Consider the following 15,832-nt stretch of genomic DNA (forward strand, 5'->3'; position numbering starts at 1 on the left):
GTGAGGCGGAAATGAGCAAGCGCAGCGAGCAACGCGGACGCGTGACGGCGGCACTGGACCAGCTCCGCCGTCACCTCGGGCTGGCGCTGGGCGCGGCGGCGAGCGCGCGGGAGACCGCCGAAGCCGACCTGGCCAAGCTCGAGCTGGAACGGATGATCGTGCGCGCCGGCATCGAGCGGGCGGGCGCCGACGAGGCGATCGCCGAGCGCTCGCGGCAGCCGGGCATGGCCGAGGTGGTCAACTGGCTGCAGACCGTGCGCGGGCAGTTCTACCAGGACTGGGCCGAAGGGCCGAACACGCTGCGGGAACTGGTGGCCGCCGCGGCCCCGGGACCGGCCGGGCAGCCGCCGGGGCACTGGCTCGGCCGCGTCGGCACCAATCCCGGCACGTCGGTGCCGGAACTGTGGCGGATCGGCACGTCCACAGTGGACAGCAAGACCACCGGGGTGGCGCAGACCTTCGACGTGGCGGTCCCGCTGCTCGACGAGTCGCACCTGTCCATCACCTCCGCGCCGAAGACCAGGGCGACGGTGGACGCGCTGGTGGAGAACCTGCTGATGCGGGTGCTGTCCACCTTCGAACCGGGCGCGGTCCGGGTGCACCTGTGGGACGTCGGCCAGCTCACCGCGGTGCTGCCGAACCTGTACCCGCTCAGCCGCACCGGCGCGCTGAACATCTGCGACCCGACCCGCCTGCAGGACCTGCTCGACGAGCTGGCCGGGCACATCCGCCGCATCCACGCGCACACCATGCAGGGCGGGCACACCTCGTTGCGGGCCATGCGCCTGGCCACCGGCAAGCGGCTGGAGCCGTGGCGCATCGCGGTGCTGTTCGGCAACGGCGAGGAACTGCAACCGGAACGCCTGCGCGACCTGCGCCGCGTGGCCAGCGGCGCGTTGTCCGCCGGGATCTCGCTGATCCTGGTGGACGTGCCGACCACGCTCGGCGGTTCGGTGGAGGGCATCAGCCTGCTACCGGACGAGCGCAAGGCGATCTGCAGCATGACCGGCTCCGAGCTGGTGGTGACGCTGGACCCGCCGCTGCCGTCCGGCCAGGTCAGCATGGCCGCCACCCGGCTCGCCGAGGCCTTGATCCAGAAGCAGGGCGGGCCGCGCTCGTTCGCCGACCTGCTGCCGGAGGAGCTGGGGCAGGAGCGTTCGGCCCAGGAACTCCGCGCCCCGGTCGGCTTCTACGAGGGCGACCCGGTCGAGGTGGTGATCGGCGACGCCAGCCCGCACGCGCTGATCGGCGGGCCCAGCGGATCCGGCAAGACGAACTTCCTCTACGCGCTGCTCGGCAGCCTCGCCGCGCGGTACTCCCCCAGCGAGCTGGCGCTGTACCTGCTCGACTTCAAGGAGGGCGTGTCCTTCGCCGGGCTCGCGCCGGGCCGCAAGGACTCCAGCTGGCTGCCGCACGCGAAGCTGGTCGGGGTGAACGTCAACACCGACCGCGAGTTCGGCCTCGCGCTGCTGCGCTTCCTCGCCGACGAGCTGCGGCGGCGGTCGGCCGCGGCCAAGGACCACGAGGTGACCAACCTCGCCGACCTGCGCGAACAGGACCCGAACGGGCACTGGCCGCGGATCGTCGCGGTGATCGACGAGTTCCAGTACCTGTTCGCCGGCCGCGACACGGTGACCGCGCAGGCCACCTCGCTGCTGGAGGACATCGCGCGGCGCGGCCGGTCGCAGGGCATCCACCTGGTGCTGGCCAGCCAGGACGTGGCCGGGATCGAGGCGTTCTGGGGCAAGCCGGCCATCTTCGAGCAGTGCACGCTGCGCATCGCGATGCCGAAGGCGCGCCGGGTGCTGGCCGAGACCAACGAGGCGGCCGTCTCCGCGCCGCGCTGGCACGCGGTGATCAACCACGATTCCGGGGTGTCGCACGGGAATCAGCTGGCCCACGTGCCGGACGCGTCCACAAAGGACGTATTTCCCAAACTTCAACGCCGGCTGTGGGAGCGCTACGCCAGCGGTACCGCCGAGCCGCGGCTGTTCGACGGTGCGATCTCCCCGCTGCTGGAGGAGAACGACGAGTTCAAGCGGCTGGGGCCGAGCACCCGGCCACGCACGCTCGTCGGGCAGACCATCGACGTGCAGAACGCGGCACACGGCGTGGAGCTCTCGCCGACACCCGGCCGGAACTTCGCGGTGCTCGGCACGGCGATCCGCGAAGCACTGTCCATCATGGACTCCTGCGCGCGGTCGCTGGCCCAGCAGTACACCGAGGGCCAGGTCGAGTTCGTGGTGTGCTGCCTGGTCGAGCGCTGCCAGCCGTCGGTCGAGGAACTGACCAAGCGACTGGCCGGAGTCGGGCACGAGGTCACCACGGTGGCCCCGGCCGAGTTGTCCGAGAAGCTGGCCGAACTGGCCGACGAACTGTCCTCTGTGGACAAGCAACGCGTCCTGCTGCTGTACGGCGCGGAGGCCGCGCTGCCCGCGCTGGAGGCGAAGGCACCCGGGGTGCTCAAGAGCGGCCTGGACCACTTCCGGGTGCTGCTGAAGCAGGGTCCCGGTGCGGGTTTCCACACGATCGGCTGGTGGCGGGCGATCGCCAGGCTCAAGGACACGCTCGGCTTCGCCGGCACCGACGACATCGGGGCGTGGGCGGCGCTGGACGTGCAGGGCAGCGAGCTGAGCCCGTTCTGCGCCGGGCAGGTGGTGCACTGGTCACCGCGGCCGGGCCGCGCGTTGTTCTTCGACCGCACCACGCACGCCAGCCCCGAAGTGCTGATTCCCTTCCACCACCCCGATCCCGAGCAGGTGAGCGGATGAGTACGGCGGCCATGCGGTACAAGGAGATCATCGGACTGGCCAGGGGCGCGGAGGAGAACCTGCGCACCTGGGAGCTGGCCAGGGCCGACGAACTGGAGCGCGTACTGGCCGACGCGCACGAGGCCGTCGCCGCGGCCAGGGAACGCGAGGCGCAGACCATCGAACGTGTCAACCGCTGGTGGCGCATGGCCGACGACAACGTCTCGCGGCTGTCCTGGCTGGAAGCCGGTGACGGGCCGGAGCCGAACCCGTCGGCACGCGGCGCGTACCTCGACCGTTACCTGGAAGAGGTCCGCGCCGCGTACCAGGACCTGGTGCAGGCGATCCTGAAACTCGGCTGGCGCGCCCGCTAGGGCCGGTGCGCGAGCAGCTGCTCGAGCCAGTCGAGCAGGTCGGAAAGGCCGTCCTGCACGGCGTTCCCGCTGCCCGGCCGGAACCGCACCACCTGCGGGTCGTGGTCGCTGGCCTGCTCGGCGAACTCGGCGTTGATGTGCACCACGTCGTAGTCCACGCCCCGCGGCGCCCGCGACGTCAGGATGTGGTCCAGCACCTGCGAGTTGCCCTCGAACACGTAGCTGTACCGCTCGTTCTCGGGCAGCGTGTCGATCAGCGCCTCGAGCGCACCGCCGTCGGTCAGCGTCCGCACGGCCGGCGAGAACGGGTAGTCGTTCAGGTCACCGGCGACCACCACGTTCGCGTTGCGGTCCGCCGCCAGCAGCTGGTCGACAAAGCCACGCAACACCTGCGCCTGCTGCAGCCGCTGGGTCTCCGAGGTCCGCGCAGGCGGCTGGAACCGGCCGTGCGTCGGCTGGTCCCCGCCCTTGGAGGCGAAGTGGTTGGCCACCACAAAAACCTTGCGGCCCTGGAAGCTGAACTCACCGGCGAGCGGCTTGCGGCTGTTCTCCCAGGCCGCGTTGGCCGGGTCGACGCGTCCGGGTGAGACGGTCAGCTTGGCCTTGCCGCGCTCCTTCTCCACCCCGACCGGGGTGGTCGCGTCGCCACCCGGGCGGTCCACAAAGGACACCCGCGCCGGGTTGAACAGGAAGCCGACGCGGATGTTGCCGCCCGGCTCACCACCGTCGCGCACGTCCTGCGGGTCGATCTGGCGCCACTCGTATCGCGGGCCGCCCTTCGCCGCGATGGCGTCGGTGAACCGCTTGAGCGTCTGGTCGGCGGCGACCACGCCGTCGCCCTCTGCTTCGGCGCCGTTGTTGTCCTGGATCTCCTCCAGCGTCGCGATGTCCGGCGACGCCAGGTGCTTCACCACCCCGTCGGCGAGCGCGTCGAACTTCGACTGCTCGTCGACCGCGGACAGGTTCTCCACGTTGTAGGTGGCCACGGCCAGCTCGCCGGTGCGCTGCTTGCGCGTGGTCTCGCGGACCAGGCCGTTGTCCTTGACCTCACCGAGCACGCTGGCGAACAGCGTGTAACCGCCGAAGCTGTCGTACTCCACCGGGCCCGAGGTCAGGCCGGTCAGCACGTCACCGGTGTTGGCCCGCGGGAACGGGCGCTCGGCGAACGGGATCAGCGATTCGACCTTGAGCAGGCCGGTGTTCGGCCGGTCGTAGCCGAGATAGGCGCTGCCACCGCGGGCGGTCGCGTTCTCCTGCGGCTTCGTGGTCACGTACAGCTCGTTGTACTGCGTGCTGCGGCTGACGATCCGCGCGTCCGAGACCTGCACGATCTCGCTTTCGTGGGCTTCCCAGAAGTCCAGCGAGTACTTGGCGGGTTCCAGGTCGAGGCCTTCGATGGTGCCGCCCGGCTGCGCGACCAGCGCGTCCGGCACGGTTTCCGGCCCGGCGACGGTCGGCGCGGGCAGCTCGTTGCCGCTCGACGTGACCGTCCACTGTGCACTGGTCAGCTCGGTCAGCGACTGGTAGTTCGAGCTGGCCGGGTTGTCCGGGTAGAACTCCTTGACCGTGCCCGACGCGGTCACCGCGTCACCCACCTTGACCGACGGCGTGGTGCTGCCGGTGAACACGAAGAGGCCCTCGCTGGTGCGCGGGTCGTCGTCGGGAGCCGGGTCGGTCAGCCAGAAACCGCGGGCGCTGCCGAAGGTGCGCAGGGCGGTGACCACCCCGGTGAGGTCCTTGACCCGCTTGCCGTCGAACGGCGACAGGCGCTTGGTGCCCTGGATTTCGTGGATGCGCGCGGGCACCCCGGGTTCGGCGCCGCCGGGGGTCTCGCCCTTGCTGTTCACCGGGGTCGGCTCGCCGGTGGCGAAGTCGGCCGCGTTGTTGTCGGTGTCGGCCAGCGTCGCGCGCGCGGACGAGGTGGTGTTCGCGGTCGCCGCGGCGGCGGTGCCCTCGCGGACCACGGCCGAGCCGTAGCCGACGAGATCGCGGATGCGCGGGTCGGCGGCGCAGTCGGCGGCCGTGCGGCAGGTCAGCCGCTCGGTGCCGGTGACCAGCGCGACCGTGCCCGCGGTGGCGGACAGCGCGATGGTGCCGGTGGCGTCCGCCGTCGGCAGCTGCGTGGTGCCGCCGGCGCCACTGGCCTCGGCGACCAGGTACCGGCCGCCGGGCTGGAGGCTGCCGGCGAGCGGGGTGACCTGCCACTGGCTGGACGGGCTCGCCGACGCGGGCAGGTACTGCACGCTCCAGCCGTCCAGCGCGACCGCGCCACCGGCGGTGGCCAGCTCGATGAAGTCCGTGGTCAGCGAGGCGCCGGAATTGCCGCCGCCTCCGTAGACCTCGGCAATCACCGCGTCCGGGCTCGGCGCGGCCAGCGCCGCGGGGGCGAGCGTTACGGCAAGGGAGACGGCCACCGCACCGGCGATGGTGGCCGGCCCGGTTCGTCTGCGTCGGAGCGAGGTCACCCGCAGTCCTCTCGTTCGGTAAGTACCGGAGGCATCCTTACCCAGACGGGTGAACGAGGGAAGACGTATGCGCAACGGTTACCGCCGTGCGCACGAAGACGGGCACCGGGGTTTCCGGTGCCCGCCTTCGCTGGTGCGTCGAGGAAGTACTGCTGGGTGGTGCTTAGAGGCCGAGCCCGTCGGTCAGGTCGCCGACCACCGGCAGGTTGCCCACCTGCGGGGCCAGGTCGCCCACCGGGGTGTTCTCGACCAGGCCGCCGACCGGGCTGTCCTGGACGGCGCCGGTGACGGAGCTGGTGACGTCGCCGACCGCGCCGGTGACCTCGCCGACCGCGGGCAGCTCGTTCGCGACCGGGAGGTCGACGGGCAGCTCGGTGGGCAGCTCGGTCGGGAGGCTGGTGGGCAGCGCCGACAGGTCGGTCGGCAGGTCCACCGGCAGCGCGGAGGTCAGGTCGCCGAGGCCGTCGAGGCCGAACGAGCCCAGCGCGGAGTCGGTCGGCAGCTCGGCCGGGAGGCTGGTGGGCACGTCCACCGGCAGGGCCGAGGTGACCTGGTCGATCGGCAGGGCCGAGGTGACGTCGTCCAGGCCGAACGAGCCCAGCGGCGAGTCGACCTGCAGGCTCAGCGCGTCGGCCGGGTTGCCGGTCAGGTCCGCGCCGACCTGGAGGCCCAGGTCGCCGACCGGGGTCTCGAGGCCGCCACCGACCGCGGCACCCTGGGTGCTCACGGCCAGCGCGCCGTCGCCACCGCCGAGCACGGTGTCGACCTCGGTGCTGCCGGCGAGCCCGTCGAGGCCACCGGCCGCGGCCAGGCCGACGCCCGCGGCGTCGGTGCCGACGCCACCGCTGGCGGCGAGGCCGTCGAGGCCGACCGCGGTCGCGCCCTGGGCGGCGAGGCTGTCGTTGCCGAAGCCGAGGCTGCCGGCCAGGCCCTCGGAGCCACCGGCGGTGGCCAGGCCCAGGTCACCCAGCGCGGTGCCGACGCCCTGGCTGGCGGCGAACTCGGTGCCGTCGGCGGCGATGGCGCTGCCGCCGGTGAGGAGCTCGTTGGCGAAGCCGAAGCTGTTGGCGAACGCGCCGTCCTCGGCCTGCGTGGCGGAAGCGAAGTCACCCAGCAGCGGGGCGACCTGGCCGGTCACCTGGTGGGCGAAGAACTCGAGGGTCTGCACGGCGCTCTCGGCACCGTCGGTCGGCAGCGCGCCGAGCAGGTCGGTGACGGGCAGCCCGGCCTGGTCGGCGACCAGCGGCAGCACCTCCTGCACGTCCTGCGCGGTGACGTCACCCAGGCCGGCGTCGCTCAGCACGGCGGTGGGGTCGGCGGCGAAGGCGGACCGGGCAGCGTCGTCGGTCAGCAGGTTGAGCACGAAGTCGTGCAGGGTCACGTCCTGGAGAGACAAGGTCGAACTCCTCATAGGCGGGAAAAGCGTCCAGGCACGACGGCGAAAACCGGCCCGCGTGCCGGGACTGACGTTATGGACTCGAGACCGAACGGTCATCGGGGATCACACGCGGCGATCCCCCTCATCCGAACGAGGGGACACCTACTCACCCATTAGGGGGTTAGGGGATCACCAACTGGGTGGGCGTCCCCAACTGCGAGTTTTCCCACCGCACGCCCGGGTGGTTCCGGGGGGTGAGGGGCACCGTGACAGCATGACGCGGTGCTCCGACCTGATCAACTGCGCTGGACCGGCCTCGCCGGGGTGCTGCTGCTCGTGGTGACCTCGCTGGTCAAGGGCGGCGCGCCGGTACTGGCGGCCGGGGTGGCCGGGATGGGGCTGCTGGTGCTGGCCTGGTTCCTGCTCGGCCGGGCCGAGGAGCTGCCGGACGCGCGGTGGCTGCGGTGGACGCTGGCGCTGTGGACGGTGCCGCTGCTCGCCGCCCCGCCGCTGTTCAGCGGGGATCTGCACAGTTATCTGGCGCAGGGGGAGATCGCCGCGCGCGGGCTCGACCCGTACACGATCGGCCCGGCGACGGGTCTCGGCGAGGCGTCCGCGATGACCGAGCGGGTGAGCGGCTACTGGCGTGACTCGCCGTCGCCGTACGGTCCGCTGTTCACCGAGTTCCAGGCGTGGATCGCCGGGATCGTCGGCGAGAACCCGGTCGCCGGCCTGCTGGCGCACCGGTTCGTCGAGGTGGCGGGCCTGCTGATGATCGTCTGGGCGGTGCCGCGGCTGGCCGCGCTGGCCGGTGTGCCCGAGCGGACGGCGCTGTGGCTCGGCGTGCTGAACCCGCTGGTGCTGTGGCACTTCGTGGCCGGGGTGCACAACGACTCGCTGATGCTGGGGCTCATGCTGGCGGGCACCGCGCTCGCGCTGGACGCGCTGGCGGGCCGGATCGAATGGGCGAAGCTGACCGTCGGCGTGCTGCTGGTCACCGCGGGCGCGCTGGTGAAGCTGCCCGCGATCGTCGCGCTGGCGGTGATCGGCACCGCGCTGGCGCGGCGGTACGGCGCCACCTTCCGCCGGCTGGTGGCCTGGGGTGGGGTGATGGCGCTGACCATGGCCTTCGTCGCGACGGCGGTGTCGGTCGGCACCGGCTTCGGCTTCGGCTGGGTGCGGACGCTGACCACGTCCGGCACGGTGAACAGCTGGATGGCCCCGACGAACTGGTTCGGCTTCCTGCTTGGTGGTGCCGGTTCGCTGTTCGGGGCGAGCATCACGCAGACCATGATCGGCGTCGGCAAGCTCATCGGATACGCGGTGATCATCGCGGGTGTGGGCCTGGTCATCCACCGCCAGCTGACCGGTCGGCTGGCCGCCGTGCCCGCTTTGGGCGCGATGCTGGGTTTTGTGGTGGTCTTCGGGCCGGTGGTGCAACCCTGGTATGTGCTGTGGGCGGCGATCCCGCTGGCCGCCAGCCTGCCCGCGGGTCGGCTGAGGACTTGGCTGGCGGTGGGCCTGGGGGTTTTCTCGGTACTCCTGCCGCCGCTTTCGGGGAACGTCCTGTCCCTGATCACCGGCTACCTGGGCGGTGCCCTTCTGGTCGGCTTCGCCTACTTCGCGCTGACCCGCGCCCCACAACGCACAGCCGCACCAGCCGCGACCCCCTGATCCGTCCTATTTGGACACACGCGGCAAGCCCGCGCACGACAAAGCCCCCGCCTGGCGGACCAGGCGGGGGCTTTGGTGGCGGTAGCGGTGGGATTTGAACCCACGGACGGGGGTTACCCGTCACACGCTTTCGAGGCGTGCTCCTTCGGCCGCTCGGACACGCTACCGCCGACTAGGTTACTGCATGCCCTCTCGAGCGGTCATCCGGGGGCGCCTCAGCGGTCGCGCTTCAGGTCCTGCACCGCGCCCTTGGCCTTGTCCCTCAGGTCGTGACTGGCCTCCTTGACCTGCCCCTCGGTCTGGTCCGCCTTGCCCGAGTCGCGCAGGTCCTCGTTGTCCGTGGCGTGGCCGAGCTTCTCCTTGGCCGCGCCCACCGCCTGCTGCGCCTTGTCCTTGGCCTTGTCCACGAAGCTCATCGGGGCTCCTCCTTCGTTGTGGTCCTACCCGGGTACCCACCACGATGTGGAACAACCAGACGATCACTCGCCGGGGTGAGCGCGGCGGCCCGCGAAGAACTCGGCCAGCAACGCCGCGCACTCCGCCTCCAGCACCCCGCCGTAGACCTCCGGCCGGTGGTTCAACCGCGGATCCCGCACCACGTCCCACAGCGAGCCGACCGCGCCCGTCCGCGGCTCCCACGCGCCGAAGACCAGCCGCGACACGCGCGAAAGGACCAGCGCGCCGGCGCACATGGTGCACGGCTCGACCGTCACCGCGAGCGTGCAGCCGTCCAGCCGCCAGCCGTCACCGAAAACGCGTGCCGCCGAGCGCAGGGCCAGCACTTCCGCGTGCGCCGTCGGGTCGCCGAGTTCTTCGCGGGCGTTGCGCGCGCGGGCCAGCACCGAGCCGTCCGGGGCGAACACCACCGCGCCGATCGGCACGTCGTCGCTGGTGAACGCCTCGCGCGCGACCTCGATGGCGGGTCGCACCAAGCCCTCGAACATCACACTTCGTCGAGCAGCTTCGCGAACTCGTCACCGAAGCCGCAGCGCTGCGCGATCATCAGGAGCTGCTCGTCGGGGTAGCGGTCCACCTCACCGACGATCACCTCCAGCTCGGCGCCGGGCAGGCCGAAGTCGGCGAGGATCTCCAGGTCGCCTTCCGGCCAGATGGCGTCGTCGTCCTCCTCCGGCGGATCGACCCGCAGCAGGTCGAGCACGTCGGCGGCGATGTCGTAGTCCAGCGCCGCCGCGGCGTCCGACAGCAGCAGCGACGCGCCGCGCGGGCTCGGCCGCACGATCACGAAGAACTCGTCGTCCACCGCCAGCAGGCCGAAAACGGCCCCGGTGGAGCGCATCTTCGCCAGCTCGGTGATCGCGGCGTCCAGCTCCGCCAGTGCCCCGGTGTCCAGCTGCGAACACCGCCAACGGCCGTCTTCGCGCACCACGGCCACCGCGAACCCGGTGATCGCCTCCTGCCCCGCCATGCGCACACCGTATACCGCGTGCCGACCACGCTGCGCCCGCAAAACACGCCGTTTCCCGACTGGTGCCACTATCGGGACATGAGCCCTTCCGGTCCCACCGATCTGCCGCCCCTGCCGGGCGCCCGTTTCGCCGGGCTGCTGGCCGCGGCCAAGGCGTTGCAACCGAAAACCGTCGACCTGCGGCGCAAGCTGCACCGGCACCCCGAGCAGGGCCTGCACCTGCCGAAAACCCAGGCCGCGATCGAGCAGGCGCTCGACGGCCTGCCGCTGGAGATCACCCGCGGCAAGTCGACCACCGCGCTGACCGCGGTGCTGCGCGGCTCCCGGCCCGGCCCGTCCGTGCTGCTGCGCGGTGACATGGACGCGCTGCCGCTCACCGAGGACACCGGACTGGACTACGCCTCCGAGGTCGAGGGCACCATGCACGCCTGCGGGCACGACACGCACGTCGCGATGCTCGCGTCGGCCGCGCACCTGCTCGCCGACCGCGTCGACGACCTGGCCGGTTCCGTCGTGTTCATGTTCCAGCCCGGCGAAGAGGGCTACCACGGCGCGCGCCACATGATCCACGAAGGCGTGCTCGATGCCGCCGGTGAGCAGGTCAGCGCGGCCTTCGCACTGCACACCTACGCGAACGCCGAATCGGGGAGGATCCTCACCCGGCACGGGCCGATCCTGGCTTCGGCCGACAGCTTCAGCGTCCGGGTGATCGGCAAGGGCGGCCACGGCTCGGCCCCGCACCAGGCGCTCGACCCGGTGCCGGCGGCCGCCGCGATGGTCGGCGCGCTGCAGACGATGATCACGCGCCGGGTCAGCGTGTTCGACCCGGCGGTGCTCTCGGTGACGCGCATCTCGGCGGGCACCACCACCAACATCATTCCGGAGACCGCCGAGCTGGAAGGCACCATCCGCACGCTGTCCGAGCGCACGCGCGCGCTCGTGCGGGCCGAGCTGCCGAAGGTCTGCGAGGGCGTCGGCGCCGCGCACGGCTGCCGGGTGCTGGTGGACATCGAGCCCGGCTATCCGGTCACCGCCAACGATCCCGGCCAGGCGGACCTGGTGAACGCGCTGGCCGAGGAGGTGCTCGGTGTGCAGTACGCCCAGCCGATGCCGGAGCCGATCATGGGCGCCGAGGACTTCTCCTATGTCCTGCAACGGGTTCCGGGGGCCTTCGCGTTCATCGGCGCGTGCCCGCCGGAGACCTCTTTGGACGAGGTGGCGCCGAACCACTCGAACCGCGTGCGGTACGACGAGGAGGCGATGGCGAACGGCGTGGCGATGCACGCCGCCTTCGCGCTGGCGCACCTGGGCTCGTAGAACTGGCACTATGTCCCCCGTGCGAGACGTCTGCGTGATCGGGCTCGGGTTGATCGGCGGTTCGGTGCTGCGTGCCGCCGCCGCGGCGAAGAGGACGGTGTGGGGTGCCACCACGTCCGAATCGGACGCCGCGGCGGCGAGAGCGCAGGGCTACGACGCGGAAACCGACGTGGCCGCGGCGCTGCGCCGGGCCGCCGAAGCCGACGCCATGGTGGTGCTCGCGGTGCCGTTGACCGTCGTCGACGAGACCCTGCACCTGCTGGCCGAGCACGCACCGAACGCGCTGCTCACCGACGTGACCAGCGTGAAGGGCCCGGTGCTGCGAGCGGTCCGCCGCTGGGCGCCCGAAGCGAGGTACGTCGGCGGGCACCCGATGGCGGGCACGTCGCGGTCCGGTTGGGACGCCGGTGACGCGGAGCTGTTCCAGGGTGCGGCCTGGGTGGTCGAAATCGAAGACGACACCGACCTGGCGCTGTGGGCCGAGGTCGCCGAGTTCGCCGTTTCGCTGGGAGCGCACGTGGTGCCGCTCTCGGCAGCGGCGCACGACGAGGCCGTGGCGCGGATCTCCCACCTGCCGCACCTGCTCGCCGCGGTGCTCTCGGCAGTCGGCGCGGAGGGCGGTCCGGTGGCGATGGCGCTGGCGGCCGGTTCGTTCCGGGACGGCACGCGGGTCGCGGGCAGCCGCCCCGAACTGGTCCGGGCGATGACGGAGGGCAACCGGGAGGCGCTGCTCTCGGTACTCGACGACGCGCTGGGCAGGCTGGGCGCCGCGCGCGGCTCACTGGCGTCGACCGGCGGGCTGGCCAAGACCATCGAGGCCGGTCACCAGGGTTCGCTGGCCTTCGCCGAGCACCGCGAGCAGGACCGGGCCGGCGTCCAGCTGAGTCTTTCGGCACCGGACGCCAGGGAGGCGTTGCGTGCGCTCGGCGAACGGGGCGGCCGGATCACCGGTATCTCCGGCGACCAGGCCACCGCCGAATCAAGCTGAGGTCACTGGGCGGGCGGGGGTGGTGGCGGCGTCTGGCCGCCCGGCTGCTCACCGCCGCCCTGGTTCTTGTGCAGGAAGCCCTTGGCCTTGCCGGTGGCGTTGTCGATCTTGTCCGAGTGCTTGCCGAACTTCGACTTCGCCACCCCGCTGGCCTTGTCCAGGCCCTGTTCGATCTTGTCGCTGTTCTTCTCCAGCGCGTTCTTGGCCTTGTTCTTCAACTCGTCGAAGTTTATGCCCATGTACCCATGAAACAGCAGTTCAGCGATACCGCAAGCCGGGGACTCAGGTCCAGCGGTCGAGCAGGAAGCGCCGGACGAACCGCATCGGCGAGCGTTCGGTGAGATCCGGGCCGCGCACCGCGTCGAACACCGCGGTCAGCCCGTCCACCACCCCGGACAGCTGGTCACCGCCCGGCATGGCCATGCTCGCCGGTTCCCGTTGCTCCCGCACGGCCGCCGCCAGCTCGGTCAGCGCCGCGGTGATCTGCTCGACCGCGGCCGGATCGGGGGGTGGCGCGCCGTGCTCGACGGTGACCACCACCTCGGTGACCGCGTCGGTGAACCGCTCCAGTTCGACGATCACCGGCCACCACGCCACGGCCTGCCGTCCCGCCGCCGACGGTTCCACGATGACCTGCTGGAACGTGGTCCGCAGATCGGCCAGCGCCCGGTACGCGCGGCGGCGGCCCCGCGACCGCTCGGCCCGGTCGTCGGCCGAATCGACCGGCCGCAGCGCCCGCGACGCGTACTCGGTCACCTTGTCCAGCGCGTCGGCCAGCTGCCCGCCGACCCGCGGCCGCATGCTGCCCGGCCAGAGCAGGTAACCGAACAACAGCACGATGGCGCAGCCGAGCACGGTGTCCACCAGCCGCGCCAGCACCACCGACCAGTCGCCGTGGCTGGACAGGTCCATCTGCAGGATGATCAGCGGCGTGACGAAGGTGGCCAGCAGACCGTAGTTGCGCACCTTGCCGATGGCCACCCCGGCGGCGAACAACGCGCTGAACGCGACCAGCCACCAGCCCTGCGCGCCGAGGCCGAGCACCGCGGCGCCGATCGACACCCCGGCCACCGTGCCGAGCCCGCGCAGCACCGCGCGCCCGAACACCGAGCCGAAGTCGGGCTTGAGCACGATGCCGACGGTCAGCGTGATCCAGTAGGACCGCTCGAACGGCACCAGCAGGCTGACCACCTCGGCGATCGCCACGCACAGGGTCAGCCGCAGCGTCGCGCTCCAGGTCACCGGCCCGGCGAGCGAGCTGAGCCACTCGCGCAAGCGCTTGCGCAACGGGTCGGGTTCGCGGCGCTTGCGTTCCTTGCCCTTGCCGATCTTGACCAGCCCGGCCCGCAGCGCCACGGCCATCGGCTCGTCGCTTTCGAGTTCGGGCACCGGCGGCAGTTCGGCGTCCATCCGGACCGCCGTGGCCAGCCGGACCAGGTAGTCGATCAGCTCGCGCGGCGGCCGCTCCCCCGCGTTGACCATGGCCACCGACGCCTCGACCGCCGGCGTGCTCGCCGACAGCAGGGTGAGCAGCTTGCGGTAGGTCTCGTCCCGCCCGGACAGCCACGACCGCGCGGTGAGCAGCCGGTCGTAGGCGGTGTTGAGCGCGGAGGTCAGCTGGTGGCGGGCGGCGCGCTGGGTGTCCTCGTCCTCGGCGGACAGCATGGCCGCCAGCTCGATGAACACCTGCGTGACCGCGGACCGCTCCGGTGAGGTCGCGCGGACCGTCCAGCCGAACAACGCCACGCCGAGTCCCCAGACCGCGCCCACCACAAAGCAGATCAGCGAGATCTCGACCTGGACGCCGAGCAGGTGCTGCCCGGTGCCGAGCACGCAGAAGACGAACATCTGCAGCGCCGCGATGGACGCGTTGCTGCCCGCCGCGCTGATCAGCGCCGACAACGCGGCGACCACGATCACCACCGGCACCGACACCGCCGGATTGCCCCCGCTGAGCAGGCCCGCCGCGTACCCGGCGAAGGCGGCGACGGCCGCACCGGTGATGCGCCGCGCGCGGTAGCGGTACGGCCCGGCGGCCTCGGAGAGCACGGTCGGCAGCGCACCGGTGGAGACCACCGCGCCGAGCACGATGTCCCCGAGCGCGAAGCCGATCGCCAGCGGCAGGGCCAGCGCGATCGGCGCGCGGATCGCGCGCGTCCACGGCACCGGGTCCGGCTTGCTGCGCAGGAGGTGCACGAGCCAGTTCGGGGCGGACAGATCGCGCGAGCTCACGCGCTCACTGTCTCATCCCGACACGACGTAATCAGCCCAGATCCGGTAGCCCTCCGGTCCGGGGTGGAATCCGTCGGCGGCGAAGGCGTTCGCGGTCATCCGGTCCACCGGCATCACCGAGTGCCGCACGCCGGGCAGCGCGGCCAGCGACGCGGCCGCCGCGTCCAGCGCACGCGACCGCAGGCCGAGCACGTCCCGCAGCGGCCGGGGCAGCGCGGGGAACCGGCCGAGGTGCGGCACCCCGGTGAGCACCACCGGCACCGGGCCGAGCGCCCGCCGCAGCGCGCAGACCAGTCGCAGCAGGTCACGGCGGTAGCGCGCGGGCGAATGCAGCTCGATCGTGTCGTTCACGCCGAGTGCGACCACCACCAGGTCCGCGGGTTCGGCGACCGCGTCCGGCAGCAGCTCGTCGTGCACCACGCGCGCGTTCGCGCCGGTGCGCCCGGCGACCCGCCAGGCCACCCCGCGCCCGGTCTTGGCGGCCAGCGCGACGGCCAGCCGCCCGGTGAGCGCCTCCTCGTGGTCCCGCGCGCCCACGCCGTCCACAGTGGACTCACCGAGCACGAGCAGGCGCAGCGGATCGGGCCCGGGCACCAGCCCGCGCACCGGCCCGGCCGCGCCGGGCAGCCGGAGCGTCTCGCGGCGGACACGCAGGCCCTGCCGGACGAGCACCGGCGCGAGCAGGAGCGTGGCCAGGTCGGCGCGGCGCCTCATCTGTCCTTCTCTTGCCGCCACCGGTCGATCAGCACCGGGATCTCCTTGCTGATGAACTCGAAGAACCCCTTGGTCTCGGCGATCCGCTTGCCCGCCGGGGTCTCCGGCCCGACCGCGTCCACGCCACGCCCCAGCACCTCGGAAAGCTGCTGGTAGATGGCGTCCTTGCGGCCGAAGCCCTCGTACCACTGGTCGTCGCTGATCAGGTAGTGGTCACGCCGTTCACCGGGCATCCGCGCGCGGGTGACCATGCCGATGTGCGTCAGGTAGCGGACCGCGCCGGACACCGCGGCGGGGCTGATCTGCAGCACGTCAGCAAGCTCACCCGCGGTGAGGCTGCCCTTCTGGGTGGCCAGCAGCGCGGTGAACACGCGCGACGCCATGCGCTGCAGCCCGGCGTCGGTCAGCATGATGGCGAAGTCCTCGATGAACTGCCTGGTCTCCGCGTCGCCCGGCGGACCGTGCTCCTCTGGGGTGGTCGACATGGCTCCCATCCTTCCCGACCCGGTGAACG

14 protein-coding genes and 1 tRNA gene are annotated in these 15,832 nt (G+C 72.0%); 5 read left to right on the top strand and 10 right to left on the bottom strand.

Annotated elements, in window-relative coordinates; genetic code table 11:
* Positions 1–11: 11 nt before the first annotated feature.
* Both A4R43_RS27915 and A4R43_RS27920 read left to right on the top strand, forming a co-directional pair.
* Positions 12–2,771, top strand: coding sequence for an FtsK/SpoIIIE domain-containing protein (locus A4R43_RS27915; RefSeq protein WP_113695020.1), 2,760 nt, complete (start codon positions 12–14; stop codon positions 2,769–2,771).
* Complete coding sequence (locus A4R43_RS27920; protein WP_113695021.1) at positions 2,768–3,124, top strand: hypothetical protein; 357 nt, start codon at positions 2,768–2,770, stop codon at positions 3,122–3,124. Before A4R43_RS27915 ends, A4R43_RS27920 begins: the two co-directional genes overlap by 4 nt.
* Here A4R43_RS27920 and A4R43_RS27925 read toward each other — a convergent pair.
* Positions 3,121–5,538 (bottom strand): endonuclease/exonuclease/phosphatase family protein, encoded by a 2,418-nt coding sequence (locus A4R43_RS27925; protein WP_236809283.1) that lies wholly within the window; start codon positions 5,536–5,538, stop codon positions 3,121–3,123. The two genes, A4R43_RS27920 and A4R43_RS27925, sit on opposite strands and share 4 nt — an antisense overlap.
* A 214-nt stretch (positions 5,539–5,752) precedes the next feature.
* On the bottom strand, positions 5,753–6,985 hold the full coding sequence (locus tag A4R43_RS27930; RefSeq protein ID WP_162788621.1) for an IniB N-terminal domain-containing protein: 1,233 nt from the start codon (positions 6,983–6,985) through the stop codon (positions 5,753–5,755).
* Positions 6,986–7,249: 264 nt separating this feature from the next.
* Between A4R43_RS27930 and mptB the strand changes: the two genes are divergently transcribed.
* On the top strand, positions 7,250–8,641 hold the full coding sequence (gene mptB, locus A4R43_RS27935) for a polyprenol phosphomannose-dependent alpha 1,6 mannosyltransferase MptB (RefSeq protein ID WP_113695023.1): 1,392 nt from the start codon (positions 7,250–7,252) through the stop codon (positions 8,639–8,641).
* 76 nt (positions 8,642–8,717) lie between these two features.
* On the opposite strand, the gene A4R43_RS27940 is transcribed toward mptB, so the two are convergent.
* The 4 genes from A4R43_RS27940 to A4R43_RS27955 all read right to left on the bottom strand — a co-directional run bounded on the left by A4R43_RS27940 (position 8,718) and on the right by A4R43_RS27955 (position 10,067).
* Positions 8,718–8,808 (bottom strand) — tRNA-Ser (locus tag A4R43_RS27940).
* Positions 8,809–8,856: 48 nt separating this feature from the next.
* Positions 8,857–9,057, bottom strand: a complete 201-nt coding sequence (locus A4R43_RS27945) for a CsbD family protein (RefSeq protein WP_113695024.1) — start codon at positions 9,055–9,057, stop codon at positions 8,857–8,859.
* 63 nt (positions 9,058–9,120) lie between these two features.
* A complete protein-coding gene (locus A4R43_RS27950) occupies positions 9,121–9,585 on the bottom strand; it encodes a nucleoside deaminase (RefSeq protein WP_113695025.1) in 465 nt (154 codons plus the stop codon).
* Positions 9,585–10,067 (bottom strand): tRNA adenosine deaminase-associated protein, encoded by a 483-nt coding sequence (locus A4R43_RS27955; RefSeq protein WP_113695026.1) that lies wholly within the window; start codon positions 10,065–10,067, stop codon positions 9,585–9,587. Before A4R43_RS27955 ends, A4R43_RS27950 begins: the two co-directional genes overlap by 1 nt.
* Positions 10,068–10,145: 78 nt before the next feature.
* Between A4R43_RS27955 and A4R43_RS27960 the strand changes: the two genes are divergently transcribed.
* Positions 10,146–11,384 (top strand): M20 metallopeptidase family protein, encoded by a 1,239-nt coding sequence (locus A4R43_RS27960; protein ID WP_113695027.1) that lies wholly within the window; start codon positions 10,146–10,148, stop codon positions 11,382–11,384.
* 34 nt (positions 11,385–11,418) lie between these two features.
* A complete protein-coding gene (locus tag A4R43_RS27965) occupies positions 11,419–12,372 on the top strand; it encodes a prephenate dehydrogenase (RefSeq protein ID WP_236809284.1) in 954 nt (317 codons plus the stop codon).
* A gap of 2 nt (positions 12,373–12,374) precedes the next feature.
* On the opposite strand, the gene A4R43_RS27970 is transcribed toward A4R43_RS27965, so the two are convergent.
* The 4 genes from A4R43_RS27970 to A4R43_RS27985 are packed head-to-tail and all read right to left on the bottom strand — an operon-like array spanning position 12,375 to position 15,803.
* Positions 12,375–12,611 (bottom strand): antitoxin, encoded by a 237-nt coding sequence (locus A4R43_RS27970; protein WP_113695029.1) that lies wholly within the window; start codon positions 12,609–12,611, stop codon positions 12,375–12,377.
* 43 nt (positions 12,612–12,654) lie between these two features.
* On the bottom strand, positions 12,655–14,604 hold the full coding sequence (locus A4R43_RS27975; protein ID WP_113695030.1) for an FUSC family protein: 1,950 nt from the start codon (positions 14,602–14,604) through the stop codon (positions 12,655–12,657).
* Between the two features lie 12 nt (positions 14,605–14,616).
* Entirely contained in the window at positions 14,617–15,318 is a 702-nt protein-coding gene (locus tag A4R43_RS27980) for an SGNH/GDSL hydrolase family protein (RefSeq protein WP_113695031.1), read from the bottom strand.
* A complete protein-coding gene (locus A4R43_RS27985; protein WP_113695032.1) occupies positions 15,315–15,803 on the bottom strand; it encodes a GbsR/MarR family transcriptional regulator in 489 nt (162 codons plus the stop codon). Before A4R43_RS27985 ends, A4R43_RS27980 begins: the two co-directional genes overlap by 4 nt.
* Positions 15,804–15,832: the final 29 nt, after the last annotated feature.

The organism is Amycolatopsis albispora (assembly GCF_003312875.1).
GTDB classification, from domain to species: domain Bacteria; phylum Actinomycetota; class Actinomycetes; order Mycobacteriales; family Pseudonocardiaceae; genus Amycolatopsis; species Amycolatopsis albispora.